Below are 26490 nucleotides of genomic sequence, written 5' to 3'. Positions count from 1 at the left end.
CCGGCAGGGAGCCCGCGCCCGCGACCCGCGGCAGCAGCCCGGGCGCTGCGCGGGTGCGGCGCGGGTCGGCTCAGCGGGGCGTCAGCGGGCCGCGCGCCAGCTTGTGCTGCGCCGACTGCGCCACCGGCCGGATCGTCACGAGGTCGAGGTTCACGTGCGCCGGCAGCTCCACCGCGTGCACGATCGCCTCGGCGACGTCATCGGCCACGAGCGGCTCCGGCACGTCGTCGTACACGGCGGCAGCCTTCTGCTCGTCCCCGCCGAACCGGGTGAGCGCGAACTCGTCGGTCTTCACCATGCCCGGCGCGATCTCGACGACACGGATCGGCTCGCCGTTCAGCTCGAGCCGGAGTGCGCCGACCAGGGCGTGCTCGGCGAACTTCGCGGCGTTGTAGCCGCCACCGTTCTCGTACGCGACGAACCCGGCGGTGCTGGTCACCGTGACGATGTCGGCGCTCCCGGACTCCCGGGCCCGGTCGCGCAGGTGCGGCAGCAGCGCGGAGACGACCCGCTTCGTGCCGATCACGTTGACCTCGAACATGGCGCGCCAGTCGTCGACGTCGGACTCCTCGACGCTGGCCGAACCGAACGCCCCACCGGCGTTGTTCACGAGCACGTCGGCGCCACCGAGGTCCGCGACCCGCGCGGCGAGCGCCGCCACGTCGTCGGCGTCCGTGATGTCGGCGACCAGGGTGTCGGCACCGGTCTCCGCGGCGAGCGCCTCGAGCTTCGCGGCGCGGCGGGCCACGGCGAGCACGTCCCAGCCCCGCGACCGGAACAGCCGGACGGTGGCCGCCCCGATGCCCGAGCTCGCTCCGGTGACGACTGCGCGCCGTGCTGCCATGTGATCTGCCTCCTGCGTCGGTGACCGGGGCACGTGGTTGCCCGGTCCGCCCACCGTACCGAGCGGGACGGTTCCGGCACCGCACCGGGCCGTCCAGATCACGATCCGGTAACGTGACCGGCGATGACGACGGATGCCGCCCCTCCCGCCCCCTCGGCCCCGGCGACGCAGCTCGAGCCCGGTCGAGCCCCGCGCCGGATCCCGATGTGGGACACCGCGCGGTTCGTCGCGGTCACGCTCGTGGTCATCGGCCACGCGATCCAGCGGCAGACGCCGGCGAGCGAGCACGCCCTGGCGCTCTACACGTTCATCTACGCGTTCCACATGCCGGCGTTCGGCGTGATCAGCGGCTACTTCTCGTCGGCGGACACCCCGACGGCGAGGCGGATGCGGCGGACGATCACGGACATCGTCGTGCCGTACATCATCATGCAGACGATCTGGACCGTGGTGCAGGGCATCGTCGAGGGCGGCAAGGACTTCAACCCGACGAAGCCGACGTGGACCCTGTGGTTCCTGCTGGCCCTGGGCATCTTCAAGCTGATCCTGCCGTACCTGGCGCAGCTGCGGTGGCCGCTGTTCTGGGCGGTCGTGTTCAGCATCGGCGTCGGCTACTTCGACAACGTCGACTCGACGCTCTCGCTGTCCCGCGCGATCAGCCTGCTGCCGTTCTTCCTGCTCGGGTGGCAGGTCAAGCAGTGGGGCGTCTTCGACCGCTGGTACGAGGCGTCCCGTCGCGCGGTCGTCCGGGTGCGGATCGCCGCCGTCGTGGTGTTCGCCGCGTGGGCGGTGTCGTGCGCGGTCTGGATCCCGCAGTTCAAGGAGTTCGACCTGCACCACTGGTTCTTCTACGACGACTCCTACTCGGGGCTCGGCGAGGACGCCTGGTGGGCGGGTGCGGTGCGCTTCGGCCTGATGCTGCTCGCGACCCTGCTGACGGCGTCGTTCCTGGTGCTCATCCCCCGTCGGAACGTCTGGATCACCCGGTTCGGCGCGGCGACGATGTACGTCTACCTGCTCCACACGTTCGTGCTCTACCCGATCCGGGAGTCCGGCGTCCTGGCGGGCGAGCACTCGGCCTGGCCGTTCGTGCTCCTGATGGTCGTCATCGCCTGCGCCGTGAGCCTCTTCCTGGCGCAGCCCTTCGTGCGGCGCGGGATGCGGTGGCTGCTCGAGCCGAAGGTCGACTGGCTGTTCCGCCGCGACGCGTGACATTTCCGCGCAAGCAGTCGTCTTCGCTGCGCTCAGTCGGCAGCGCGCGACGTCGCGGCAGGCCGCGACCGATCCCCGTGGTCGCCGCCGTCAGCCACGGGCACCATCCTGGCCGGGAGGCGCGGGGCGGGCCCGGCGCGCGCGTTACGTCCCGAGGCGGGTGCGGTGGTGCGGGCCCGGCCACCTGCGTACCGTGACACCCGACGCACAGCCGCGCCGCGCCTCCAGGCCGAGCGCAGGGCGACCCGACGACCAGCCGCACCGGACAGGAGCACCAAGATGACCGAGCACGACGCCGCGCAGTGGCAGTTCGAGACCACCCAGGTCCACGCCGGCGCACAGCCGGACCCGACCACCGGGGCCCGAGCGACGCCGATCTACAAGACGACCTCGTACGTCTTCGCGAACTCGGACGAAGCGCGCGACCTGTTCGCGCTCGCCAAGCCGGGCAACATCTACTCCCGGATCATGAACCCGACGAACGACGTCGTCGAGCAGCGGATCGCCGCGCTCGAGGGCGGCTCCGGGGCCCTGCTCGTCGCCTCCGGCCAGGCTGCCGAGACCTACGCCGTGCTGAACATCGCCGGGGCGGGTGACCACATCGTCTCGTCGTCGTCGATCTACGGCGGCACGTACAACCTGTTCAAGTACACGCTGGCGAAGCTCGGCATCGAGACGACGTTCGTCGAGGACCAGGACGACCTCGAGGAATGGCGCCGCGCCGTCCGACCGAACACGAAGCTGTTCTTCGCCGAGACCATCGGCAACCCGAAGATCAACGTCCTCGACATCACGGGCGTCAGCGACGTCGCCCACGAGTCCGGCGTCCCGCTGATCGTCGACAACACGATCGCGACGCCGTACCTGATCCGTCCGTTCGAGCACGGTGCCGACATCGTGGTGCACTCGGCCACGAAGTTCCTCGGTGGCCACGGCACGGTCATCGGCGGGATCATCGTCGACGGCGGGAAGTTCGCCTGGTCGCAGCACGCCGACCGGTTCCCGGAGTTCAACACGCCCGACCCGTCTTACCACGGCGCGGTCTTCGCCGAGGCGGTCGGCAACGAGCTCGCCTACATCGTGAAGGCCCGGGTGCAGCTGCTCCGCGACCTCGGTGCCTCGAACTCTGCGGACACGGCGTTCGCGCTGCTGCAGGGCATCGAGACCCTGTCGCTCCGCATCGAGCGGCACGTGTCGAACGCGCAGGAGATCGCGGAGTGGCTCGACCAGCACCCCGACGTCGCCACGGTCGCCTACGCCGGGCTGCCGACGTCGCCCTGGTACGCGGCCGCGAACCGGTACGCGCCGAAGGGTGTCGGTGCCGTGCTGTCGTTCGAGCTCAAGGGCGGGGTCACCGCGGGCAAGGCGTTCGTCGACAACCTGCAGCTGTTCTCGCACCTGGCGAACATCGGCGACGTCCGCTCGCTCGTCATCCACCCGGCGTCGACCACGCACTCGCAGCTCACCCCCGAGCAGCAGCTCACCACCGGGGTGACGCCCGGCCTGGTGCGCCTGTCGGTCGGCATCGAGAACATCGCCGACCTGAAGGCCGACCTCGAGGCCGGGCTCGCCGCGGCCCGGGCGATCGCGCAGGAGAGCCAGCGCGCGTAGCGTTCGCCCGTCCTGGGGCACCGGCTCGGAACGACAAGGTCGACGTCGCACGACGTCGACCTTGTCGTTTGCCCGCCCGTGCAACAGTTGCCGACGCGGCGGTGCGACTTCCTCGATGTCGTACGACGTCGACGTTGTCGCACCCGCCCACGCACCAACCCGCAGACGCCCGGACCAGGACGACGCGAGCACGGCCCGAAGGCCGGCCACGCGCCGGGCGTGACGTAACACGGCGGCGGCGACCCGCGCCTCCCGGCAGACTGGACGCACGATGGACTGGCAGACGACCCCCGAGGACTCCGTGCCGTCCACCCTGGTGCCCGGCACCGAACTCGGCACCCTCGGCAAGCCGCCCGTGACCGGTGCCTGGCGTCCTGGTGACCACCCGGGTGCGCGCCACTTCGAATCCCTCGGCGAGCAGTGGGTGCGCGGCGGTCGCCTGCCGTCCGTGCGCGTGGCGTACGAGACGTGGGGCACGCTCAACGCCGCCCGTGACAACGCGGTGCTCGTCCTGCACGCACTGACCGGGGACTCGCACGTGACGGGTGCCGCCGGCCCGGGCCACCGCACCGCCGGCTGGTGGGGCGACGTCGTCGGACCCGGCCGGGCGATCGACACCGACCGGTGGTTCGTGATCGCGCCGAACATGCTCGGCGGCTGCCAGGGCACCACCGGGCCGTCGTCGGTGTCGCCGTCGGGCGCGGAGTGGGGCTCGCGGTTCCCGTTCGTGACGGTGCGCGACCAGGTCGAGGTGCAGGCGCAGCTCGCCGACCGGCTCGGCATCGACGCCTTCGCGGCCGTCGTCGGCGGGTCCATGGGTGGCATGCACGCCCTCGAGTTCGCGGTCTCGCACCCCGCGCGCGTGCGGCGGCTGGCGGTCCTCGCGTCGACGGCGCAGACCACCGCCGACCAGATCGCGGCGAACTCGCTGCAGCGGGCGGCGATCCAGATGGACCCGGCGTTCGCGGGCGGCGACTACTTCGAGGCGGAGGCCGGCGAGGGCCCGCACCGCGGACTCTCGCTGGCCAGGCGGATGGCGCTCATGACCTACCGGGCGTCGGACGAGCTGAACAGCCGCTTTGCGCGGTCCTGGCAGAGCGACGTCTCCCCGCTCGGCGACGACGGCCGGTTCTCGGTGGAGAGCTACCTCGACTTCCACGGCAACAAGTTCACCCGGCGGTTCGACGCCTCGAGCTACGTGACGCTGACGTACGCGATGGACTCGCACGACGTCGGCGCCGGGCGCGGCGGGGTGTCGGCGGCACTCGGGCTGGTGACCGCGCGGACCCTGGTCGTGGGGATCTCCAGCGACCGGCTGTTCCCCGTCGAGGACCAGCACCGGATCGCCGCGGGCGTGCCGGACGCGCTCGACGGGGACTCCGCAGCGGTGATCGAGAGCGAGTTCGGACACGACGGGTTCCTCATCGAGCACGAGCAGGTCGGGGCACACCTGCGACGGCTGCTCGAGTCCTGAGCGGGCCCACCAGCCACCGCGGCGCGCCGAAGACCCCCCAACGGGTGGCGCGCGTGGAATGATGGCGTGGAGCTCGGCACTGACCGACGCTCGGTTTCCCGCACCGCCAGATCGTCACCAACCAGGACATCGATGGACTTCATCGCACAGGAACGCGACCGCTTGCTGCGGTCGGCGACCCGTGTCGTGGGCATCGTCTGCGCGCTCGTCAGCGTCGTGGGCATCCTCTCCGCCGCCGCCGTGCCCACGCCGCCCCTCATCGGCGCACTCCTCTGCATCGCCGCGATGATCACCGCGCTCGTGTGCTTCGGCCGCGGCGGTGAAGTGTGGTGGACCGCCGCCATCGTCGTCGCCGGGCTCGCCACGATGGTGCTGCTCTTCACCGGCGTCGAGGACTCGGCGCGACCCCTCGTGGCCAGCGCCGTCATGCCCCTGGCCGCCGGCGGGCTCTCGGCACCGCTGATGGCCCAGCGCGGGCACCCGGTCGGTCTCGGCATCACCATCGCCGGGGGCGGCGCCGTGGTGGTGCTCATGGTGTGGGGATCGGGCTCGCTCCTGTCGACCCCGGTCAGCGGCGCACTGCTCGGGTGGATCCTGATGGCCGTCGTGGCGATCTGGATCTCACGCAGCATCCCCCGCGTCGCCCGCCGCATCTACAGCATCGGCACCGCCCACCGCGCCGAACGGCAGGCCAGCGAGACCGAGGCCCAGCGCCGCCAGGGTGCCCGCCTGCTGCACGACACCGTGCTCGCGACCCTGACGCTGCTGGCGCACTCCGGCGTCGGCGTCTCCGAGCAGGCGATGCGCGAGCAGGCCGCCGAGGACGCCCGACTGCTGCGGCACCTGCGCCTCGGTGCGACCCCGCAGCCCTCGCAGTCCGGTGACTACTCGCTCACCCGCGAAGAGGAATCACCGCTCGGGCAGACCCTCGAGTCGGTCAAGCAGCGCTTCGGCCGGATGGGGCTCGAGGTCAGCTGGCACGGCACCGGGCAGGTCCTGCTGCCGTCGAACGTGCTCGACGCGTTCCTCCTCGCGCTCGGCGAGTGCCTCGAGAACGTCCGTCGGCACGCCGGCGTCGGCGAGGCGCACGTCACGATCGTCCACGACAACGAGGTCGTCCGTGCGATGGTCACCGACTCCGGCGTCGGCTTCGACCTCACCACCGTCAGTGCCGAGCGACTCGGCTTCAAGGAGAGCGTCGTGAACCGCCTGCGCGAGGTCGGCGGCGACGCCAAGCTCTTCTCCGCGCCGGGCTCCGGCACCACCGTCGTCCTGGAGGCACCGCGATGACCCGGGTCCCAGAGGACACCATCGGCCGCAGCCTGCCCGGCGAGACCGCTCCGCCTGCACCCCGCACCCGCCGCGAGGCGCGCGAGCGGTACCGGACGAGTGAACGTCGCCAGGCCCGAGGGCTCCCGTCCACGTCGACCGGCGCCCGGTCGCTGCGCCAGGCCGCCAAGCCCGGTGCCTCGCTCGGTGCCGGCTACCTCGGCCTCGGCGCCGCGGTCCTCACCGCGATCGAGGCCGTCGCCGGCATCGCGTTCTTCCTGGTGCGCTGGAACGAGTACTCCGACCCGTGGTTGCCCGCGGTCGCCTGGGGGCTCTACGTCGTCGCCGCCGTCGGGGTCGGACTCAGCGTCCTGACCTACGGCGAACGGCTGACTGGTCCGGCCTTCGCGCTGATCTGCGTCGTGCTGGCCTGCGTGGTCACGCTCGACTTCATCGGCATCTGGCCCGAGCACGACATCGCGCACACCGCGACCGCGTCGATGGCCGCCGGGTTCGCCCTGTTGCCGATCGCCACGCTCCGACCCGCCCGCGAGGTCGCCGTCGCCATCGGTGCGCTCGGCATCGCGTTCATCGTGATGGCCGTCGCGTCGACGCCGATCACGCACGACACCATGCCCGGCATCGTGTCCCTGCTGTCGCTCGTCGTCGTGCCGCCGGCGCTCGCGCTGTACGTCGTGCAGCGGTTCCGCCAGCTCGTGCAGCGCGAACTCGACCGGGTGCTCGTGCAGAGCAACGTGCAGGCGCCGCAGTTCGCCGTCGGCATGCTCGCCTCGGACGAGCTCGCCCGGCTCGACCTGGCCGCCGAGAAGCTGCTCGACGCCGTCGCCAACGGCACCGACCCGCTGCCGCTGTCCGACGCCTCGAGCTCCGTCGCCGCGTCGCTCGCCACCGAGCTCCGCCTGCACCTGATCGAGGGCCGTCGCGAGACCTGGCTCTACCACGCGATCACCGAGTCCGACCACCTCGGTCGCTCGGTGAGCGTCGCCGACCCGACCGCCCTGGCGGGGCACCTCTCCCCCACCCAGCGCGACGGGCTGCTGCAGGCGATCTGGCAGATGGTCGGCGACGGCCGCACCGCGCAGCCCGGCATGCCCGTCGTCTCCGTCACCCTCGGCCCCATCGGTTCCGACGGTCACCCGGTCAGCGACGACACCATGGACGTGCCCGTCGTCATCGAGTCCCGCGGGGTGCCCCGCCGCAGCCTCGGCCCGACGGCGTGGAGCGCCCTGCAGCGCATCGGCCCGTACACCGAGACCGTCCGCGACGGCGCGCTGCACATCGTCGCGCACTGCGTCGTGAACCGACATCCGTCGATGTAGCTGCCGGACACCCGCACGCCTGACCGACTTCCGGCCCGTATCCTCCTAGGATCGGCCGAGCAATCCGCACCGAGAAAGGACGCCAGCATGGCGACTCCAGAGGAACCGATCCGACTCGCACTGGTCGACGACCACAGGATGCTCCTCGGCGCGCTCACGGAGTGGATCCGGAACGCGGCCGACGACATCACCCTGGTGGCCGCCGTCACGACCTGGCCCGAGCTCCTGACGAGCCCGGCGTTCCCGGTCGACGTGGTGCTGCTGGACCTGGACCTCAAGGACTCCATCCCGGTGTCGCTGAAGATCTCGACGCTCAAGACCGCGGGCGTCAAGACCGTCGTGATGAGCACGTACTCGGAGCCGAACGTCGTGCGCGAGGCCCTCGGCGCCGGTGCCCTCGGGTACCTCGTCAAGAGCGAGGACGCCGACATGATCGTCGAGGCGATCCGCTCCGCCCAGCGCGGCGAGCAGTACGTCTCGGCCGAGCTCGACCTCGCCATCAACAGCGGCGACGTCGGCGGCGTCCCGAAGCTCAGCGCCCAGGAGCGTCGCGTGATGGCCCTGTACGGCGGTGGCGAGCCCGTCAAGAGCGTCGCCTACCAGCTCGGCATCTCCGAGGAGACCGCGAAGAGCTACCTCAAGCGCATCCGCGAGAAGTACCGCGTCGCCGGCTTCGACGTGGGCACGAAGGTCGCGCTGCGGAAGCGTGCGATCACCGACGGCATCATCGTGCAGGACGGCAGCCCCCTGGGGCTCTAGCGCGCGTGCGTCGCGCATCGAGTGAGCAGAAGACGTCGGGTCCCGTCACGGGACCCGACGTCTTCTGCTCACTCGGGGCGGTCTTCCGCGCCATGTGACGGACGGGAGGCCCGTGGCGGCGTCGCCACGGGCCTCCCGTCCGGTGGGTGCATGCGCGCACCCCGCGTGTCAGGCCGTCGGGACCGGTGCGGTGATCGGGCCGGTGGACGGTGACGAGGAGCGGACCGCGGCACGACGGGTGCTCCGCCGCTCGACCGCGTAGCTGACCATCGTCACCAGGACGCCGAGCAGCGCGAGGCCGATGCCGAGCCAGCCCGGTGCGAGGAACCCGAAGCCGGCGGCGATGACCGCGCCGCCCAGGGCCGCACCGATCGAGTTGCCGATGTTGAACGCCGAGTGGTTCAGCGCCGCCGCGATCGTGCGGGCATCCCCCGCGACGTCCATCAGGCGCGACTGCACCGCCGGCGGGATCGCCGACGAGGTCGCACCGAGCAGGAACGCGCCGAGCAACATGCCCCAGAGCCACTGCGCCGTCAGGACGGTGATGAGCAGGGCTCCGATGAGCGAGAACATGCCGACGTAGATCGTGCGCTTCACGCTGTGGTCGGCCAGGTGTCCGCCGAGCACCCCGCCGACGACCATGCCGATGCCCACGACGACGAGCACGATCGGCACGAACGACTCGGGCATGCCGGTGACGTTCTGCACGAGCGGCGAGATGTACGAGTACACCGCGAAGAAGCCGCCGAACCCGACGGCGCCGAGGCCCATCACGATCCACACCTGCGGCACGCGGAACGCCCGGAGCTCACGGCCGATCGTGGCGTGCTCGTCGCGGGCGCTCTTCGGCACGAAGGCCGCGACGGCCAGGAACGTCAGGGCGAACAGCGCGGCGACGACACCGTAGGCGACCCGCCACCCGGCGACCTGCCCGACCCACGTGATCGCCGGGACCCCGACGACGTTGGCGACCGACAGGCCGAGCAGCACCATCGCGATGCCCTTGCCGCGCTTGCCCGGGCCCATCATGTCCCCCGCGACGATCGACGCGATGCCGAAGTAGGCGCCGTGCGGCAGCCCCGCGACGAAGCGGGCCACGAGCACCAGGCCGAACGAGGGCAGCAGCGCGCTCGCGATCGTCGCGACGACGAACCCGACGAGCAGCACGAGGATCAGGCCCTTGCGCGGGAACCGGGCGGACATCGCCGCGATGGTCGGCGCGCCGACCACCACCCCGAGGGCGTACGCGCTGACGAGCCAGCCAGCATGGGCGATCCCGGCGTCGGGGTCGATGCCGTACTGCTCGGGGAGCAGGGCCTGCGCGATGTTCGGCAGCAGCCCCATCGCGACGAACTCGGTCGAGCCGATGGCGAACCCGCCGAGGGCGAGCGAGATGAGCGCGAGGGTGCGACGCGCAGGCGTGAGCTGTGACATGGGGCCTGTTCTCGTGCGGGCGGAGCGGGACGACGGTGCAGCACCCCACCGGACGGGGCGGCCGTGATGTCCTGGTCCATCGAGTGTAGACCGCTCCAACGGACCAGCGAAAGCCCGCGGGAGCTCAGGCCGCCTGGCGCTCCGGGGTGCGGGTCCGTGCCGGGGCCTGCTCGGGCAGCTCGTCGCGGTGCACCCATCCGGTGCCGCACTCCGCGCAGGTCGCCCAGGCGTTCTCGCCCTGTTCGTCCGTGTCGATGACGACCGTTCGCAGGTCGCAGTCGGGGCACCAGCCGTCGTGCATCATCACGCGCTCCTCGTCGTCTCGCAGGCCGCCACCGGAAGTGGCTCGATGCAGACCATGAGACACCCGACCACCGACATCCGAGGGACCGATACGGCGTGTCGTCGGCGCCGCCGCGGGCTACTCGCCGAGCGCGGCCTCGAGCCGTTCGAGCTTGCCGTCGATCTCGCCGGTGTGCCCGGGTCGGATGTCGGCCTTGAGCACGAGCGACACCCGCGTGCCGTACGCACCGACGGCCTCGGTGGCGCGCTTGACGACGTCCATGACCTCGTCCCACTCCCCCTCGACCTCGGTGAACATCGACGAGGTGCGGTTCGGCAACCCGCTCTCGCGCACCACGCGCACAGCGGCCGCGACGGCGTCGTGCACGGACCCGTCGGACGTTGCAGCGGGACCACCGGACGGAGCGACGGAGAAGGCGACGATCATGCGTCCATCCTGCCCGGCTCGGGCTGGTCGCGCACGGACGGCGACGAGCGCGCCGACACCCGTCCGGACCCCGCAGCCCGCCCCATCCGCACCAGCACGACCACGCTCCACACCAGGATCGCCACCTCGAGCACGTTCCGCACCGTGAGCACCACGAGGATCCACGGCTGCACGCCGAGCAACTGGTCGTAGTAGCCCGGGTAGATCACCTGCGTGAGCAGGGCCATCGGCAGCGCGAGCACCGCGATCGGCACGAACCGACGCGCACTCGGGGCGCCCGCGGCGAGCCCCCAGACGATCGGCACCGCCAACCAGCCGATGTACTGCGGCGACCCCACCTTGTTCGTCGCGATGAGCGCCGCCACGAACAACAGCGCCAGGACCGGCGCGAGCTCGGCCCGACGGGCACCTCGGCGCGCGGCCCAGAGCGCGAGCACGACCCCGGCCACCACGACGACGGCCATCAGCGGCGTCGACACCGCGGCGGCGGCGGACGTGCCGGCACCGGACACCTCGAAGGTCAGGATCTCCTGGTCGTAGAACACCGCCGCTCCGGGGACGCCGAAGGCTGCGGCCCACATGAAGGGCGTCGCGAGCGGTGACTCGATCTGCAGCCCACGGCCGGTCTGCTCACCGACGAAGGACAGCAGGTACGGCGCACCGCCCCACAGCACGTCGACGAGCACGATCAGGGCGCTCAGCACCAGGGCTCCGGCGAGCACACCCCGGCGGTGTCCGCGACGCAGGAGCAGCAGCACCGCGACGAGCGCCGCGGGCCACACCTTCGTCCACGCGCCGGCGGTGAAGAGCGCGGACGCGACGGCCGGCCTCGAGGCCACGAACGCCACGCCCACCAGCGCGAACACCGTCGCGACGGTGTCGATCCGACCGAGCGCGATCGGGCCGAGCGCGAGCAGGAAAAGAAGCCACCACCAGACGACCCGCACGCCGTGCACGCCGAAGCGGGCGGACGACCCCACGCGCGCCCGGAACCGCCACAGGAACGCGCACGCCGCGGCGTCGAGCAGCACCATCAGCAGCAGCCAACCGGTGCCGATCGACGCGACGCCCCCGAGCGCCGCGGCCGCCATCGGCACGATCGCCAGGATCGGGTACACCCAGGCGCCGTCGATGCCGACCCAGAAGTCCGCGGTCCGCCCGGTCTCGATCCAGCGACTGTAGGTGATGGTCACGTCACCGAGCGGCAGGTTCGCCGACAAGAGGGTCAGCCACCACAGGAACCCGTGCACGGCGACGAACGCCAGGACGAAGCCGGCGAGTTCGAGCCACCGGGTCGAGGTCCTCTGCACCGGACGAGCGTAGCGGCCGGACCGAGGGCGATCGCCGCCACGGACTCAGGGTCTCCCGAGCATGACGTGTCACCGTTCTGCTCGTGACCTCCGACACCCCGCGCAAGCGCCGCAAGGCCGTCATCTGGATCTCCGTCATCGCCGCCGTCGTCGTCCTCGGCGTCGTGGGCGCGGTGGTCTTCACGAACGTCTACACGAGCACCGAGAACGCGAAGGCCTCGGCCGCGCCGTCCGTCGCCGCTACCCGCCAGGCCTCCACCCTCGACGCCACGGACCTGTCCGGCGAGTGGACGGTCGGCGGCGACTCCGAGGCCGGGTACCGGGTCCACGAGGTCCTGAACGGCTCCGACGTCACCGTCACCGGCCGCACCGACAGCGTCTCCGGCACCGCGACCGTCGACGGAACGAGCATCACCGCCGCGAAGATCACGGTGCAGGTCGCCGACATCACCACCGACTCCGACCAGCGCGACGCCTACTTCCGCGACTCCGCGATGGACGCGGCGGCCTTCCCCGAGGCCACCTTCGAACTCACCGGACCGATCGCCGACGCGGTCCCGAGCGGCTCCGACACGACGACCGTGACGGCTCCGGGGAAGCTCACCCTGCACGGCGTCACGAAGGACGTCACCGCGAAGCTGCAGGTCGGCCTGAACGGCGACGGCGTCGACATCTCCGGCTCGGTCCCGATCACCTTCTCGGACTACGGCGTGCAGGCCCCGGGCCTGGGGTTCGTCAAGGTCGACGACGCCGGTTCCGTCGAGTTCCTGGTGCACGCGACCCCCGCGAGCTGACGTCCGCGACGCGCGTCACGCCCGTGACGTGCCCGCCGACGGCCTGGAGGCGCGGTGCCAGCTGGCACCGGGCCTCCCGTCCGTCCGTCGCCGCGTCCTGGTGCCGCACCCGCTCGCTGATGCGTGCGCATGTTGCGACCTGCACCTGTCGAACCCGTGGTGTCCCGTCGGAACATGCGCACGAACCCATTGCGTGCGCATCCTTCGACAGAACACGCGTCGATCACCTCGTGGATCGTCGGAAGGTGCACGCGCACCGACCGCTAGCCGCGCGCGTCCCCGTCCACGACCAGGTCCCGCACGACCCCCGGCAGCTCGGCGATGAGCGTCGTCATCGGGAACGGCCCGCCGCCGGAGGCCCGCCGCGCCGCGAGCCCGTGCACCACCGCGGCCGACGCGGCCAGGTGCGCGAGGTCCGACGGCGTGAGCGACGAACCGGCCGCCTCGACGGAGCCCTGCCGCGCGGCGACGAGCGCCCCGAGGACCCCGCCCAGCACGTCCCCGGCACCGGCCGCCGCGAGCCACGGCGTCGCCGAGGACGCCACGAGCCGCACCGACCCGTCCGGGGTGACCACGTGGGTCCGCTCCCCCTTGAGCAGCACGACGCTGCCGGTCTGCTCGGCCGCACGGAGCGCCGCGGCGGCCGGGTCCTGCTCGATCTCGGCACGATCGACCCCGAGGAACGACGCGAGTTCACCGGCGTGCGGGGTGAGCACGGCGAGCGGCCCGAGGTCGACGAGCGGGATCACCCCGGCGTCGACGACGACCGGGACGCCGTCGTCGGAGGCGTGCGAGAAGCCCGACGCCGTCGTCGCGTCCAGGTCACCGAGCGTCGGCGCCGAGATCCCGGAGCCGACGAGCCAGGCCTGCACGCGTCCGACGCCGGACACGACCTCGGGGCGGCGGGTGAGCACGTGGTCGGTGGCGCGTGCGGGTCCGACGTACCGGACCATGCCGACGCCGGTGTGCACGGCGGCGTCGACCCCGAGCACCGCGGCGCCGGGGTACTGGTCGGACCCGGTCGCGATGCCGAGCACCCCGCGGCGGTACTTGGTGGACTCCCCCGTCGGCGCGGTGACCCACGCGGCGGCATCGGACGGTCGGACGGGCACGAAGTCGTTCACCGGCCCCACGTTACGGTGGAGCACATGAGCCTGTTCCTGCCTGGTCGCGTGGTGGTCTTCGACTACGGCGAGGTGATCAGCCGGACGCCGCACGCCTCGCGGGACGCCCTCGTGGCCGCCACCGCGGTCCCGGCCGACGAGCTGTTCCCGGTGTACCAGGAGCTCCGCCACGACCTGGACCGCGGCGACCTGTCCGTCGTGGCGTACTGGCGTGCGATCGCGGAACGGACCGGACGGACCTGGAGCATCTCCGAGATCCACCGGTTCTGGGCGATCGACTTCACCGGGTGGTTCGAGGTCGAGCCGGAGACCCTCGAGATCGTCGAGGAGTTGCACGACGCGGGCACCCGTGTGGCCCTGCTCTCGAACGCGGGCTTCGACTTCGGTGACCCGTACCGCCGCTCCCCGATGGGCTCGCTGTTCGAGACCGTCGTGGTGAGCGCCGAGGAGCACGTCCTGAAGCCCGCGGCATCCATCTACCGCGACACCTGTGCGCGCTTGGGAATCGACCCGGGTCAGATGGTGTTCGTGGACAACAGGGCCGAGAACGCCACCGGTGCGGAAGCGATCGGGGCGGTCGGCCACCACTACACGTCGCCGGCGTCGCTGCGGTCGTTCCTGACGGAACTGGCCGAGGCGCCGGCACCCGTCCTCTGAGGAGCCCGCGTGACGCACGCCCTGTTCGACCCGATCACCGTCCGTGACCTGACCGTCCGCAACCGCATCTGGGTCTCCCCGATGTGCCAGTACTCGGTGGACCAGCAGGACGGCGTCCCGACGCCGTGGCACCTCGTGCACCTGGGCGGGTTCGCCAAGGGCGGCGCCGGCGCGGTCGTCGTCGAGGCGACGGGCGTCGTGCCCGAGGGACGGATCACCCCGCAGGACCTCGGGCTGTGGAACGACCAGCAGCGCGACGCGTTCAAGCCGATCGTCGACTTCCTGCACGAGCAGGGTGCCGCGGCGGGCATCCAGCTCGCACACGCCGGGCGCAAGGCGTCGACCTACCGCCCCTGGGACACCACGCACGGCACCGTCCCCGCCGACCAGGGCGGCTGGACCACGGTCGCGCCGTCGGCCGTGGCCTTCGACGGCTACGACGTCCCGCGCGAGCTCGCGGTGGAGGACATCCGCGTCGTCGCCCTCGCCTTCGCGCAGTCCGCCCGCCGCGCGGTGGAGGCCGGGTTCGACCTGGTGGAGATCCACGCGGCCCACGGCTACCTGCTGCACCAGTTCCTCTCGCCGCTGAGCAACCAGCGCACCGACCAGTACGGCGGCTCGCTCGAGAACCGTGCCCGCGCGCTGCTCGAGGTCGTCGACGCCGTGCGCGCCGAAGTCGGCGAGGGCTTCCCGATCGTCGTCCGCTTCTCGGCCACCGACTGGGTCGACGGCGGGCTCACGCTCGACGAGACCACCGTCGTCGCCCGCTGGGCCGCCGAGCACGGTGCCGACCTGGCCGACGTGTCGACCGGCGGCAACGTCGCGAGCGCGCCGATCCCGGTCGGCCCCGGCTACCAGGTGCCGCACGCCGCGGCGATCAAGCGCGACGCCGGCATCCCGACGATCGCCGTGGGCATGATCTCCGAGGCGTTCCAGGCCGAGCAGATCGTCGCGACCGGCCTCGCCGACGTCGTGATGATCGGTCGCGAGATGCTCCGCGACCCGTCGTTCGCGCTCCGTGCCGCGCTGGAACTCCGCGTGCCCGTCGACTACGAGCCGCAGCAGTACCACCGCGCGCGGATCACGGCCTAGGCGCGGCCGGTTCTGTACGGATTCACGGTCCGGCGACCGCGCAGGCAGTACGATTAGCAGCACTGTGGACGATCCCCCGAATAGTTCTTCGCCTCACTCATCCGCCGCTCACTCGGTGAGCTGCACGTCATCCCTGTGCGCGAACGGGGGTGAATCATGAGTCCGATCGACATCGTCATGCTGATCGGCGGCATACTGCTGACCCTCGGCACGGGTGTCTTCGTCGCGTCCGAGTTCGCGCTGGTCAACCTCGACCGCGCCGACGTCGAAGCGCGGCGCGACCGCGGTGAAGCCGGCCTCGCACCGGTCATCGGCGCGCTGAAGGTCACCTCGACGCACCTGTCCAGCGCACAGCTCGGCATCACGCTGACCACACTGCTGACCGGCTACCTGCTCGAACCCTCGATCGCGAAGCTGCTGGAGGCACCGTTCCTGGCGATGAACCTGCCGGAGGGCATCGTCGAGACCGTCGGCTCGATCGTGGCGCTCGTCATCGCGACCCTGCTGTCGATGATCCTCGGCGAGCTCGTGCCGAAGAACTTCGCGCTGGCGCTGCCCCTGCAGACCGCCAGGCTCGTGGTCCCGCTGCAGATCGCGTTCACGACGGTCTTCAAGCCCGCCGTCGCGCTGCTGAACGGTACCGCGAACGCCGTGCTCCGGTCGCTGGGCATCGAGCCGCAGGAGGAACTCTCCGGTGCCCGCAGCGCCGAGGAACTCACCTCGCTGCTGCGCCGCTCGGCGTCCGAGGGCTCGCTCGAACAGGACACCGCGACGCTCCTCGAGCGCACCATCTCGTTCTCCGAGCTGAGCGCCAGCGACGTGATGACCCCGCGCCCGCGGCTCTCCACCATCCGCGTGTCCGAGTCCGCCGAGGACGTCATCGCCCTCGCCCGCAAGACCGGCTTCAGCCGCTTCCCCGTCATCGAGGAGGACGCGGACGACGTCGTCGGCATCGTGCACGTCAAGCAGGCCGTCGCCGTGCCACGCGAGAAGCGTCCGGAGGTCCCCGTCGGGGCCCTCATGACCGACGCCGAACGCGTGCCGGAGACCATGCCCGGCGACACCCTGCTCGCCGAGGTCCGCGGCCGCGGCTACCAGATGGTCATCGTCGTCGACGAGTACGGCGGCACCGCCGGGGTCGTCACGCTCGAGGACCTGATCGAGGAGATCGTCGGCGAGGTCTCCGACGAGCACGACCGTGCCCGCATCGACGTGGTCCGCTCCCGCGACTGGCTGACCTTCCCCGGTCTGCTGCGTCCCGACGAGCTCGAGGACCGCGCCGGCGTGAAGGTGCCCGAGGAGGGCCCGTACGAGACCGTCGGCGGGTTCGTCATGTCGACGCTGGGCCGCCTGCCCGTCGTCGGCGACGAGGTGCCCCTGGACGGCGGCGTGTTCCGCGTCGAGCGGCTGGACGGCCGTCGGATCGACCGCATCCGCTGGACCCCGACGCGCCCGTCGACCGACACGGCGGCGACCGCGATCATCATCCCGTCCACCAAGAGCACCCCGACCACCACGAAGGCCTCGGCCACCACGACGAAGGGCAGCACCCGATGAGCTCTGACTGGTGGGGGATCTTCTGGCTCGTCGTCCTCTTGATGGGCAACGCGTACTTCGTCGCGGCCGAGTTCGCCGTCATCTCCGCACGCCGCTCGCAGATCGAGCCCCGCGCGGAAGAGGGCTCGAAGGCCGCGCAGATGACGCTCTGGGCGATGGAGCACGCCACCCGCATGCTGGCGACGACCCAGCTCGGCATCACGGTCTGCTCGCTGCTCATCCTGAACGTGTCCGAGCCGGCGATCCACCACCTGCTCGAGGTCCCGCTGCACCTGACCGGCTGGAGTGCCGAGGTGATCGGCACCGTGGCCTTCGTGTTCACGCTGCTGCTCGTCTCGTTCCTGCACGTGGTGTTCGGCGAGATGGTGCCGAAGAACATCTCGTTCTCGATGCCGGACCGCGCCGCACTGCTGCTCGTGCCGACGCTCTGGTACATCGGCCACGGCCTGCACTGGGTCATCGTCGGCCTGAACGAGGTCGCGAACGCCGTGCTGCGGCTGTTCCGCGTCGAGCCCAAGGACGAAGCGGTGAGCGCGTTCACGGTGGAGGAGGTGCAGACCATCGTGGAGCAGTCCCGCCGCGAGGGCACCCTGACCGACGACGGCAAGCTCGCCCTGGCGTTCGAGTTCACCGAGAAGAAGGTCCGTGACGTCGCCGTGCCGATGGCCGAGCTCGTCACGTTGCCCGACGACGCCACCCCGGCCGACGTCGAGCACGCCGTGGCGCAGCGCGGGTTCTCCCGCTACGTGCTCGTCGGCGAGGACGGCTCCCCCACGGGCTACGTGCACGTGAAGGACGTCATCGACCTGCGTCCGGACGAGTTCGACGACCCGGTGCCGCCGAAGCGCATCCGTCAGCTCATCTCGCTCTACACCGAGATGGACCTCGAGGACGCGCTCGCGACCATGCGGGCCGCCGGGCGCCACGTGGCCCGCGCCTTCGACGCGGACGGCCGCACGATCGGCGTGCTGTTCCTCGAGGACATCCTCGAGGAGCTGGTGGGCGAGGTCGAGGACGCGACCCGACGCCGGTAGACGCAGCGGAAGGACGGACTGGAGGCGCGGTGCCAGCTGGCACCGCGCCTCCCGTCCGTCCTTGGTCGCGACCAGGGCGACGCGCGCCCCGTCCGCGCTACCAGCTGACGGGCAGGGGCTTGCCCTCCTCGTACCCGGCGGCGGACTGGATGCCGACCAGGGCTCGCTCGGAGAACTCGGCGAGGGACGATGCGCCCGCGTAGGTCGCGGAGCTGCGCACGCCGGTGGTGATCATGTCGAGCAGGTCCTCGACGCTCGGGCGCTCCGGGTCGAGGTAGATCGTGGACGACGAGATCCCCTCGGCGAAGAGCGCCTTGCGTGCCCGCTCGTACGGGTCGAGCCGCTCGAAGCGCTCGCGGACGGCCTTCGCCGAGGCCATGCCCCAGCTCTCCTTGTACGCCTTGCCGGCGGCGTCGCGACGCAGGACGCCCGGGGCCTCGAGCGTGCCGGCGAACCACGAGCCGATCATGACGGCGGACGCCCCGGCTGCCAGCGCGAGGGCGACGTCGCGCGGGTAGCGCACCCCGCCGTCCGCCCAGACGTGTGCGCCCAGCGAGCGGGCCGCCGCGGCGGTCTCGAGCACGGCGGAGAACTGCGGACGACCGACAGCCGTCATCATGCGGGTGGTGCACATGGCACCAGGGCCGACGCCGACCTTGATGATGTCCGCTCCGGCCCCGACCAGGTGCGCGACGGCGTCGGCGGTGACGACGTTGCCGGCGACGAGCGGGATGCCGAGCTGCAGCGACGCGACCGTGCGGAGTGCGCGGAGCATGCCGTCCTGGTGACCGTGCGCGGTGTCGAGGACCAGGACGTCCACGCCCGCGGCGGCCAGCGCCTTGGCCTTGGCGGCGACGTCGCCGTTGATGCCGAGCGCGGCGGCGACCCGGAGCCGGCCGGAGGCGTCGACGGCGGGCGTGTAGATGTCGGAGCGGATCGCGCTCGTCTGGCTCGTGGTCCCGACGACCCGGCCGTGCCGCATGACCGGCGCGAAGTCGACCTCGGCGGCCGAGAGCACGTCGTACACGTGGCGGGGTGTGCCGGCGTCCTCGGCGTCGATCGCGGTCGAGGCGCCGTGCAGCAGGTCACCGAGGACGGCGTCGGGGCCGGCGGTGCCGAGGCGGGTCGCGGGCACGCAGCCGAGGTACTCGCCGTCGGCGTCGCGGACGACCACACCACGGCCGGCCACCGGCAGGAGCTGTTCGAGGGCCTCGGCGACGGTGGTCTGCGCACCCATGTCGTAGGCGGTGTCGAAGTCGACCGGCTGGTCCTTCACCCAGCGGATCGCGGCGTCGAGGTCCTGCAGGTGCATGTCCTGCGGCAGCACGCCCAGACCACCGCGGCGGGCCAGGGTGGCGGCGAGCCGGGGGCCGGTGACGGAGTTCATGTTGGCGCTGACGATCGGGATCGTGGCACCGCTGCCGTCGTTCGCCGCCAGGTCGACGTCGAAGCGGCTCGTCACGCCCGAACGGCTCGGGACGAGGAAGACGTCGGAGTAGGTCAGGTCGTGCGTCGGCCGCGTCTCGTAGAACCTCATGCGCTCCACTGTACGGCTCCCGTCAGGCCCCCGACCGGGTGCTCGGGGGCTGCCGACTCGCGCCGCGGCTGACACGGAACGGACATGTCGGAGCGGCTAGGCTTGGCACCTGTGCGGCGCAGGGTTGCTCCGCACGACACACACGAGCATCTATCGACGGAGAGTGGGCGATCGGCTGTGTCGAGCCATCTGACCGGAACGGACGAGACCGCGGGCGAATTCGGGGCGAACGAGTGGCTCGTCGACGAGCTCTACGAGCAGTTCGTCGCGGACAAGGAGTCGGTCGACAAGTCCTGGTGGCCGGTCCTCGAGAGCTACCACCGCACGCAGGTCGGTGACGCTCCGACTCCGGCGGGCTCCCCCGCGCAGCAGGTGCCGGCTGGGCAGCAGGCGCCGGTTTCGCAGCAGGCACCCGCCCAGCAGCAGTCGTCGACGCAGCAGCCGGCCACCGGGGACACCCCGGGCGAGGCGAAGTCGGGCCCGATCCAGGCGAAGACCACCTCGCGCCAGCCGGCACCGCAGCCGATCCCGGCCGAGGCGAACGACGCCGCCGACGACCACGAGGAGACCCACGAGGACGTGGCGACCCCGCTCCGGGGCATGGCGAAGACGCTGGCGTCGAACATGGACGCCTCGCTGACGGTCCCGACCGCCACGAGCGTCCGGACCATCCCGGCGAAGCTGATGATCGACAACCGGATCGTCATCAACAACCACCTGCGACGCGCCCGCGGCGGCAAGATCTCCTTCACGCACCTGATCGGGTGGGCGATGGTGCAGGCGCTCAAGGACTTCCCGAGCCAGAACGTCTTCTACGAGGAGCGCGACGGCAAGCCGTTCGTCGTCGCCCCGGCGCACGTGAACCTCGGCATCGCGATCGACGTCCCGAAGAAGGACGGCACCCGCTCGCTCCTGGTGCCGAGCATCAAGCGCGCGGAGACCCTGACGTTCGGCCAGTTCCTCTCCGCCTACGAGGATCTCGTCAAGCGTGCCCGCGACAACAAGCTCACCCCGGCGGACTTCCAGGGCACGACGATCTCGCTCACCAACCCGGGCGGCATCGGCACCGTGCACTCGGTCCCCCGTCTGACGAAGGGGCAGGGTTCGATCATCGGTGCCGGCGCCCTCGAGTACCCGGCGCAGTTCCAGGGCTCGGCGTCGAAGACCCTGGTCGAGCTCGGCATCGGCAAGACCATCACCCTGACGAGCACCTACGACCACCGTGTCATCCAGGGCGCCGGTTCGGGCGAGTACCTCAAGCACGTGCACGAGCGCCTGATCGGCGAGCACGGCTTCTACGACGGCATCTTCGCCGCGCTCCGGATCCCCTACAAGCCGATCCAGTGGGCGAACGACATCAACGTCGACCTGGCGCACCGGGTGAACAAGACCGCGCGCGTGCAGGAGCTCATCAACAGCTACCGCGTCCGTGGGCACCTGATGGCCGACATCGACCCGCTCGAGTACCGCCAGCGCACGCACCCCGACCTCGAGATCGAGAGCCACGGGCTGACCTTCTGGGACCTCGACCGCGAGTTCGTCACCGGCGGCCTCGCCGGCACCACCTCGGCACCGCTCCGCGACGTCCTGGGGATCCTGCGCGATGCCTACTGCCGCACGGTCGGCATCGAGTACATGCACATCCAGGACCCGGAACAGCGTCGCTGGGTGCAGGAGCGCATCGAGGTGCCGTACTCGAAGCCCTCGAAGGAAGAGCAGCTCCGCGTCCTCGGCAAGCTCAACGAGGCCGAGGCGTTCGAGACCTTCCTGCAGACCAAGTACGTCGGCCAGAAGCGCTTCTCGCTCGAGGGCGGCGAGTCCACCATCGCCTTCCTCGACACCCTGATCCAGCACTCCGCCGGAGCCGGGCTGGCCGAGGTCGCGATCGGCATGGCCCACCGCGGCCGCCTGAACGTGCTGACGAACATCGCCGGCAAGACCTACGGGCAGATCTTCCGTGAGTTCGAGGGGTCCTCGCTGCCGGGCACGGTGTCCGGTCAGGGCTCCGGCGACGTGAAGTACCACGTCGGCACCGAGGGCGTGTTCCGCACGTCCGACGGCTCGAGCATCCCGGTGACGATCGCCGCGAACCCGTCCCACCTCGAAGCCGTCGACGGCGTGCTCGAGGGGATCGTCCGCGCCAAGCAGGACCGCGAGGCCCCCGGCAGCTTCGGTGTGCTCCCCGTGCTCGTGCACGGCGACGCGGCGATGGCCGGCCAGGGCGTGGTCGTCGAGACGCTGCAGATGTCGCAGCTCCGCGGCTACCGCACCGGCGGCACGGTCCACCTCGTCATCAACAACCAGGTCGGGTTCACCACCCCGCCCGAGTCGGCGCGCAGCTCGGTGTACTCCACCGACGTCGCGAAGACGATCCAGGCACCGATCTTCCACGTGAACGGTGACGACCCCGAGGCCGTCGCCCGGGTCGCCGAACTCGCCTTCGCGTACCGCGAGGAGTTCCACCGCGACGTCGTGATCGACCTGATCTGCTACCGCCGTCGTGGGCACAACGAGGGCGACGACCCCTCGATGACGCAGCCGCTGATGTACAACCTCATCGAGGCGAAGCGCTCCGTCCGCACGCTGTACACCGAGGCCCTCGTCGGCCGTGGTGACATCACGCAAGAGGAGTACGACGAGGCGCACCGCGACTTCCAGGACCGCCTGGAACGCGCCTTCGCCGAGACGCACGAGGCACAGACCGGCACCATCCCGGTCATCGAGGTCGACGACGACGGTGCGGTGCAGGGGCTCGAACGCCCGGCCGCACAGCGCGACGACTCCGAGGTCGAGGTGCACGAGACCGCCGTGTCCGAGGAGCTCGTCCGGGCGATCGGCGACGCGCACAGCAACCCGCCCGCCGGGTTCTCGATCCACCCGAAGCTGCAGCAGCTGCTGACCAAGCGCACCGAGATGACGCGCAACGGCGGCATCGACTGGGCGATGGCCGAGCTCATGGCGATCGGGTCGATCCTGGTCGAGGGCAAGCCCGTCCGCCTCGCCGGACAGGACGCCCGCCGCGGCACGTTCGTCCAGCGCCAGTCGGTGTTCCACGACCGGGTGAACGGCCAGGAATGGCTGCCGCTGTCGAACCTCACCGAGGACCAGGCCCGGTTCTACGTGTACGACTCCCTGCTGAGCGAGTACGCGGCGATGGCCTTCGAGTACGGCTACTCGGTGGAGCGCCCCGAGTCCCTCGTGCTCTGGGAGGCGCAGTTCGGCGACTTCGCGAACGGTGCCCAGATCGTCATCGACGAGTTCATCTCCTCCGCCGAGCAGAAGTGGGGACAGCGCTCCGGCCTCGTCCTGCTGCTGCCGCACGGGTACGAGGGTCAGGGGCCGGACCACTCGTCGGCACGCATCGAGCGCTACCTGCAGCTGTGCGCCGAGGACAACATGATCGTCGCGCGCCCGTCGACCCCGGCGTCGTACTTCCACCTGCTCCGCCGGCAGGCCTGGGCCCGTCCGCAGAAGCCGCTCATCGTGTTCTCCCCGAAGGCGATGCTCCGGCTCCGCCAGGCGACGAGCGCGGTCGAGGACTTCACGACGGGCACGTTCGAGCCCGTGCTGGACGACGCACGGATCACCGACAAGGGCGCCGTGCGTCGCGTGGTGCTGCACTCCGGCAAGGTGCACCACGACCTGCGTGCCGAGGTCGACAAGCGCGGCGTCACCGACGTCGCACTCGTCCGCCTCGAGCAGCTCGCCCCGCTCCCCCTCGACCGCATCCTCGAGGTCCTCGCGGGCTACCCGGACGCCGACGTCGTGTGGGCGCAGGAGGAGCCGGAGAACCAGGGCGCCTGGCCGTTCGTCTGCATGAACCTGTCGCCGCACCTGGGCGGTCGGCCGTTGTCCGTCGCGGCCCGCTCGGCGAGTGCTGCACCGGCCACGGGTTCCTCGAAGCGCTCCGCGCACGAGGCCGCCGACGTCATCAACACGGCGCTGAGCGCGTCGGCCTAGTCACGGGGAAGCGCCCCGTGCGGGAGTCCGAGGGACTCCTGCACGGGGCGCTTCGACGTTCGCGGGGAAGGCGGCGCTACGCGATCTTCGTGTACCGCACCCCGGCGTCGTGGTACCCGCGCTTCTGGTAGAAGCGGTGCGCGCTGTCCGTCGCGGCCGCACTGACGGCGCTGAGGCGACGTGCGCCCTGCTCGACCGCCCATGCTTCGAACGTGCCGATGAGCGCGGAACCGGTGCCGAGCCTCCTGGCCGTGTCGTCGACGACCAGCAGCAGCAGCTGCGCCGTCGGCTCGTCGCTGGCGTACGCCCACGTGACCTGGGCGCCGGCGACCGCGACGACCCGGCCGTCGTCACCGCGGACCACCCACGTGCGGTGCCCGGCTTCGGGGGTGAGCCGGTCGAGGCGGGCGCGCATCGACGCGTCGTCGACGTCGTGACCGAGCAGGCGGACGAGGGCGGCGACGTCGGCGACGTCCGTGTCGGACCAGGTGGTGGTCGACTCGACGGAGAGGGTCATGTCGGCCAACCTACCCGGGCCGTCGGTCGTGTTGCGACGGGGTTCCATAACAACTGATATTCATATACGCTGCTGTCATATCACCCGCCGGGTGAACCGACCGACAGGACAGCCATGCACATCACCTCCCGCCACGGCCGCACCGCCGCCTGGATCGCCTTCCCGCTCGCCGTCGTCGCGAGCGGTGCCCTCATCGCAACCGCCTCGTACGCCGCCTTCTCGAGCAGCACCGACAACGCCGCGAACAGCTGGCGCACCGGCGCCGTCTCCCTCACCGACGACGACCAGGGCGTCGCGCTGTTCGACGTCGACGACCTGGTACCCGGCTCCGCCGGCTCGAACTGCATCACCGTGACGGCGAACACGACCAACGCCTCGACCGTGAAACTCTTCACCGCCGACGCGGCCGACGACGACGCACTCGCCGAGCACGTCGGACTGACGGTCGAGCGCGGCAGCCTCGGCACCCCCGACGACTGCAGCACGTTCACCACGACGACGACCGTGCACGACGGGACGCTCGCCGGCCTCATGGAGTCCGAGTCCTTCGGCACCGGCGTCGACGCGTGGAAGCCGGCGACGGGTACGGCGAGCACGACCTACCGAGTCAGCTACGACCTGAGCGAGGGCGCCCCGAACACCGTGCAGTCGTCCGAGGCCGGCACCACGTTCGTGTGGGAAGCGCAGACGGACTGATCCCCGTCCCCACCCTGATCCGCCCCACCCGAACCATCCGTCCCGCCCGTCCCGCCCGATCCGAGGAGCAGCCGATGCCGAACGTCGCCACCCGCCGTCACGTCCGATGCGTCGGCGACCTGCCCCGGCTGCTCCTCACGGTCTCGGCGCGGACGGTCCTCTGGTCGGTGCTGCTGCTCGCACTGTGGGCGTCGCTCCCCGCGGCGCTCGGGTGGCACGTCACGACGGTCGTCTCCGACTCGATGGCCCCCGGCATCCGGACCGGGGACGTCGTCGCCGCGATGCCCGTCGACACGGACGACCTCGAGGCCGGACGGGTGCTGCTCGTCGAGGACCCCGACCACCGGGATCGTCTCCGTCTGCACCGGCTCGAGCGCATCGAACCGGACGGGGGCCTGCGCCTGCGCGGGGACGCGAACCCGACGGCCGACCGCACCGCCGTCGAACCCGCGGCGGTCCTCGGTGTCGGGGTGCTGCGGTTCCCGTGGATCGGACTGCCGGGGGTCTGGATCCGCGGGGGCGACTGGACGTCCCTGCTGCTGGCCGGGGTCGTCGCCGCCGTGCTCGTCGTCGCCGGGCGGGCCGATCGGGACATCATCGCCGGTCGCCCGTGCCACACCTGCGGCACGCCGCGCCGCGACCTCCACTCGCCCGTCGTCGCGGAGCCCCGGACGGCGACCGTCGCCGCCCCGACGGCGACCACGGCGCCGGTCGCGGTGTTCACGGCGGCGGCCATCACCCTCACTCTGCTCGCCGGAGCAGGCGCCGGTGCCGGTGCCGGCGCCGGCGCCGGCGCCGGGTTCAGCGGCTCGACCGGGACCGCCTCGGCGCTCGGCACCGGCCGCTTCGGGTGCTTCCACCAGCCCGCACCCGGCACGTCACTCGCGTGGGACTTCGCCGAGAAGAACGGCCCCACCGTGCTGGACACGTCGGGCCTCGGGCGGGACGGGACGCTCGGCGCCGGCGTCACCCGGGTCGACGGCTCGTGTGACCAGAACCCGTTCATCAGCTTCGGGTCGGGCTCCGGTGCCGACGGGGTGGTCCACACGAAGGCCGCGGGAGCGGGGCCGCAGGTCTTCGCGCTCGAACTGTGGTTCCGGACCGACCGACAGGGCCGGATCATCGGCTTCGCCCAGCGGGCGACGGGCGCCACGAGCGCCTACGACCGGAACTTCTACACCGGACCGGACGGACGCCTGGTGTTCGGGGTCTGGGACGGCACGGTCGCGAAGGTCGTGCAGAGCACCGCCAGGGTCGACGACTCGTCGTGGCACCACGCCGTCGGACAGTTCCGCACGGGTCAGCTCGAGCTGTGGCTGGACGGTGCCCTGGTCGCTGCACGGACGGACGTCGCATCCGCAGCGTCGTACAACGGGTTCTGGCGAGCCGGCCACGGGCTCATCGACCCCACCTGGCCGAACACACCGACCGTCGACACCTTCGTCGGGTCGATCGACACCGTACGGGTCCACCCGACCGTGCTGACACCCGCAGCCGTCCGCGAGCACCACGCCCGAGGGAGGTGATCCCGCAGACCCG

The 26490-nt window shown here is 71.4% G+C and carries 22 protein-coding genes; 14 read left to right on the top strand and 8 right to left on the bottom strand.

What is annotated here, in order from left to right; translation table 11 throughout:
- Window positions 1–70 precede the first annotated feature (70 nt).
- Window positions 71–844 carry an SDR family oxidoreductase gene (locus HP445_RS11040; protein ID WP_128780031.1) on the bottom strand — a complete coding sequence of 258 codons (774 nt, stop codon included), beginning with the start codon at window positions 842–844 and terminating at the stop codon, window positions 71–73.
- A 123-nt stretch (window positions 845–967) separates the two neighbouring features.
- Here HP445_RS11040 and HP445_RS11035 point away from each other — a divergent pair, with 123 nt between their 5' ends.
- From HP445_RS11035 to HP445_RS11010, 6 genes are all read left to right on the top strand, one after another.
- On the top strand, window positions 968–2056 hold the full coding sequence (locus HP445_RS11035; RefSeq protein ID WP_128780032.1) for an acyltransferase family protein: 1089 nt from the start codon (window positions 968–970) through the stop codon (window positions 2054–2056).
- A 279-nt stretch (window positions 2057–2335) separates the two neighbouring features.
- A complete protein-coding gene (locus tag HP445_RS11030; protein WP_071404574.1) occupies window positions 2336–3667 on the top strand; it encodes a bifunctional o-acetylhomoserine/o-acetylserine sulfhydrylase in 1332 nt (443 codons plus the stop codon).
- Window positions 3668–3938: 271 nt separating this feature from the next.
- Window positions 3939–5141 (top strand): homoserine O-acetyltransferase MetX, encoded by a 1203-nt coding sequence (metX, locus tag HP445_RS11025; RefSeq protein ID WP_128780033.1) that lies wholly within the window; start codon window positions 3939–3941, stop codon window positions 5139–5141.
- A gap of 132 nt (window positions 5142–5273) precedes the next feature.
- Window positions 5274–6431 (top strand): ATP-binding protein, encoded by a 1158-nt coding sequence (locus tag HP445_RS11020; RefSeq protein WP_027465823.1) that lies wholly within the window; start codon window positions 5274–5276, stop codon window positions 6429–6431.
- A complete protein-coding gene (locus HP445_RS11015) occupies window positions 6428–7750 on the top strand; it encodes a hypothetical protein (RefSeq protein ID WP_111038591.1) in 1323 nt (440 codons plus the stop codon). Before HP445_RS11020 ends, HP445_RS11015 begins: the two co-directional genes overlap by 4 nt.
- 87 nt (window positions 7751–7837) lie before the next feature.
- Entirely contained in the window at window positions 7838–8509 is a 672-nt protein-coding gene (locus tag HP445_RS11010) for a response regulator transcription factor (protein ID WP_017888182.1), read from the top strand.
- Between the two features lie 168 nt (window positions 8510–8677).
- Here HP445_RS11010 and HP445_RS11005 read toward each other — a convergent pair whose 3' ends face one another.
- From HP445_RS11005 to HP445_RS10990, 4 genes are all read right to left on the bottom strand, one after another.
- Window positions 8678–9943, bottom strand: a complete 1266-nt coding sequence (locus HP445_RS11005; protein WP_111024824.1) for an MFS transporter — start codon at window positions 9941–9943, stop codon at window positions 8678–8680.
- A gap of 124 nt (window positions 9944–10067) precedes the next feature.
- Entirely contained in the window at window positions 10068–10247 is a 180-nt protein-coding gene (locus tag HP445_RS11000; protein WP_071404570.1) for a hypothetical protein, read from the bottom strand.
- A gap of 117 nt (window positions 10248–10364) precedes the next feature.
- On the bottom strand, window positions 10365–10673 hold the full coding sequence (locus tag HP445_RS10995) for a thiamine-binding protein (protein ID WP_128780034.1): 309 nt from the start codon (window positions 10671–10673) through the stop codon (window positions 10365–10367).
- On the bottom strand, window positions 10670–11983 hold the full coding sequence (locus tag HP445_RS10990) for a glycosyltransferase 87 family protein (protein ID WP_128780035.1): 1314 nt from the start codon (window positions 11981–11983) through the stop codon (window positions 10670–10672). The genes HP445_RS10995 and HP445_RS10990 overlap by 4 nt, the downstream gene beginning before the upstream one ends.
- Window positions 11984–12066: 83 nt before the next feature.
- Between HP445_RS10990 and HP445_RS10985 the strand changes: the two genes are divergently transcribed.
- Window positions 12067–12777 carry a YceI family protein gene (locus HP445_RS10985; protein WP_128780036.1) on the top strand — a complete coding sequence of 237 codons (711 nt, stop codon included), beginning with the start codon at window positions 12067–12069 and terminating at the stop codon, window positions 12775–12777.
- Between the two features lie 263 nt (window positions 12778–13040).
- On the opposite strand, the gene HP445_RS10980 is transcribed toward HP445_RS10985, so the two are convergent.
- Complete coding sequence (locus HP445_RS10980; protein WP_128780037.1) at window positions 13041–13901, bottom strand: ADP-dependent NAD(P)H-hydrate dehydratase; 861 nt, start codon at window positions 13899–13901, stop codon at window positions 13041–13043.
- A 24-nt stretch (window positions 13902–13925) separates the two neighbouring features.
- Here HP445_RS10980 and HP445_RS10975 point away from each other — a divergent pair, with 24 nt between their 5' ends.
- The 4 genes from HP445_RS10975 to HP445_RS10960 all read left to right on the top strand — a co-directional run bounded on the left by HP445_RS10975 (window position 13926) and on the right by HP445_RS10960 (window position 18241).
- A complete protein-coding gene (locus tag HP445_RS10975; RefSeq protein ID WP_128780038.1) occupies window positions 13926–14558 on the top strand; it encodes an HAD family hydrolase in 633 nt (210 codons plus the stop codon).
- A 9-nt stretch (window positions 14559–14567) separates the two neighbouring features.
- Window positions 14568–15650: an NADH:flavin oxidoreductase/NADH oxidase gene (locus HP445_RS10970; RefSeq protein ID WP_128780039.1), complete on the top strand. Its 1083-nt coding sequence runs from the start codon at window positions 14568–14570 to the stop codon at window positions 15648–15650.
- Between the two features lie 156 nt (window positions 15651–15806).
- Window positions 15807–17207 carry a hemolysin family protein gene (locus tag HP445_RS10965; RefSeq protein ID WP_071404734.1) on the top strand — a complete coding sequence of 467 codons (1401 nt, stop codon included), beginning with the start codon at window positions 15807–15809 and terminating at the stop codon, window positions 17205–17207.
- On the top strand, window positions 17204–18241 hold the full coding sequence (locus HP445_RS10960) for a hemolysin family protein (protein ID WP_027465832.1): 1038 nt from the start codon (window positions 17204–17206) through the stop codon (window positions 18239–18241). The genes HP445_RS10965 and HP445_RS10960 overlap by 4 nt, the downstream gene beginning before the upstream one ends.
- Before the next feature lie 97 nt (window positions 18242–18338).
- Here HP445_RS10960 and guaB1 read toward each other — a convergent pair whose 3' ends face one another.
- Entirely contained in the window at window positions 18339–19778 is a 1440-nt protein-coding gene (gene guaB1, locus HP445_RS10955) for a GMP reductase (RefSeq protein ID WP_111054022.1), read from the bottom strand.
- Window positions 19779–19955: 177 nt separating this feature from the next.
- On the opposite strand from guaB1, the gene HP445_RS10950 reads away from it, so the two are divergent.
- On the top strand, window positions 19956–23738 hold the full coding sequence (locus HP445_RS10950) for a multifunctional oxoglutarate decarboxylase/oxoglutarate dehydrogenase thiamine pyrophosphate-binding subunit/dihydrolipoyllysine-residue succinyltransferase subunit (RefSeq protein WP_175330810.1): 3783 nt from the start codon (window positions 19956–19958) through the stop codon (window positions 23736–23738).
- A gap of 76 nt (window positions 23739–23814) precedes the next feature.
- Here HP445_RS10950 and HP445_RS10945 read toward each other — a convergent pair whose 3' ends face one another.
- Window positions 23815–24255, bottom strand: coding sequence for a GNAT family N-acetyltransferase (locus HP445_RS10945; RefSeq protein WP_027465835.1), 441 nt, complete (start codon window positions 24253–24255; stop codon window positions 23815–23817).
- 114 nt (window positions 24256–24369) lie between these two features.
- On the opposite strand from HP445_RS10945, the gene HP445_RS10940 reads away from it, so the two are divergent.
- Together HP445_RS10940 and HP445_RS10935 are read left to right on the top strand one after the other, a co-directional pair.
- Window positions 24370–24951 carry a hypothetical protein gene (locus HP445_RS10940; RefSeq protein WP_128780040.1) on the top strand — a complete coding sequence of 194 codons (582 nt, stop codon included), beginning with the start codon at window positions 24370–24372 and terminating at the stop codon, window positions 24949–24951.
- A gap of 74 nt (window positions 24952–25025) precedes the next feature.
- Entirely contained in the window at window positions 25026–26477 is a 1452-nt protein-coding gene (locus tag HP445_RS10935; RefSeq protein WP_128780041.1) for a LamG-like jellyroll fold domain-containing protein, read from the top strand.
- The last annotated feature ends 13 nt before the right edge of the window (window positions 26478–26490 follow it).

Origin of the sequence: Curtobacterium flaccumfaciens (assembly GCF_013359815.1) — a bacterium.
GTDB lineage: Bacteria > Actinomycetota > Actinomycetes > Actinomycetales > Microbacteriaceae > Curtobacterium > Curtobacterium flaccumfaciens.
The sequence above is the reverse complement of the archived record's forward strand: the minus strand, read 5'-3'. Positions and strand labels throughout refer to the sequence as shown.

Excerpts from the sequence above, each read along its gene's own strand:
- HP445_RS11040 (WP_128780031.1), bottom strand. The coding sequence starts at position 844 with ATGGCAGCACGGCGCGCAGTCGTCACCGGAGCGAGCTCGGGCATCGGG.
- HP445_RS11035 (WP_128780032.1), top strand. The coding sequence starts at position 968 with ATGACGACGGATGCCGCCCCTCCCGCCCCCTCGGCCCCGGCGACGCAG.
- HP445_RS11030 (WP_071404574.1), top strand. The coding sequence starts at position 2,336 with ATGACCGAGCACGACGCCGCGCAGTGGCAGTTCGAGACCACCCAGGTC.
- metX (WP_128780033.1), top strand. The coding sequence starts at position 3,939 with ATGGACTGGCAGACGACCCCCGAGGACTCCGTGCCGTCCACCCTGGTG.
- HP445_RS11020 (WP_027465823.1), top strand. The coding sequence starts at position 5,274 with ATGGACTTCATCGCACAGGAACGCGACCGCTTGCTGCGGTCGGCGACC.
- HP445_RS11015 (WP_111038591.1), top strand. The coding sequence starts at position 6,428 with ATGACCCGGGTCCCAGAGGACACCATCGGCCGCAGCCTGCCCGGCGAG.
- HP445_RS11010 (WP_017888182.1), top strand. The coding sequence starts at position 7,838 with ATGGCGACTCCAGAGGAACCGATCCGACTCGCACTGGTCGACGACCAC.
- HP445_RS11005 (WP_111024824.1), bottom strand. The coding sequence starts at position 9,943 with ATGTCACAGCTCACGCCTGCGCGTCGCACCCTCGCGCTCATCTCGCTC.
- HP445_RS11000 (WP_071404570.1), bottom strand. The coding sequence starts at position 10,247 with ATGATGCACGACGGCTGGTGCCCCGACTGCGACCTGCGAACGGTCGTC.
- HP445_RS10995 (WP_128780034.1), bottom strand. The coding sequence starts at position 10,673 with ATGATCGTCGCCTTCTCCGTCGCTCCGTCCGGTGGTCCCGCTGCAACG.
- HP445_RS10975 (WP_128780038.1), top strand. The coding sequence starts at position 13,926 with ATGAGCCTGTTCCTGCCTGGTCGCGTGGTGGTCTTCGACTACGGCGAG.
- HP445_RS10965 (WP_071404734.1), top strand. The coding sequence starts at position 15,807 with ATGAGTCCGATCGACATCGTCATGCTGATCGGCGGCATACTGCTGACC.
- HP445_RS10960 (WP_027465832.1), top strand. The coding sequence starts at position 17,204 with ATGAGCTCTGACTGGTGGGGGATCTTCTGGCTCGTCGTCCTCTTGATG.
- guaB1 (WP_111054022.1), bottom strand. The coding sequence starts at position 19,778 with ATGAGGTTCTACGAGACGCGGCCGACGCACGACCTGACCTACTCCGAC.
- HP445_RS10945 (WP_027465835.1), bottom strand. The coding sequence starts at position 24,255 with ATGACCCTCTCCGTCGAGTCGACCACCACCTGGTCCGACACGGACGTC.
- HP445_RS10940 (WP_128780040.1), top strand. The coding sequence starts at position 24,370 with ATGCACATCACCTCCCGCCACGGCCGCACCGCCGCCTGGATCGCCTTC.
- HP445_RS10935 (WP_128780041.1), top strand. The coding sequence starts at position 25,026 with ATGCCGAACGTCGCCACCCGCCGTCACGTCCGATGCGTCGGCGACCTG.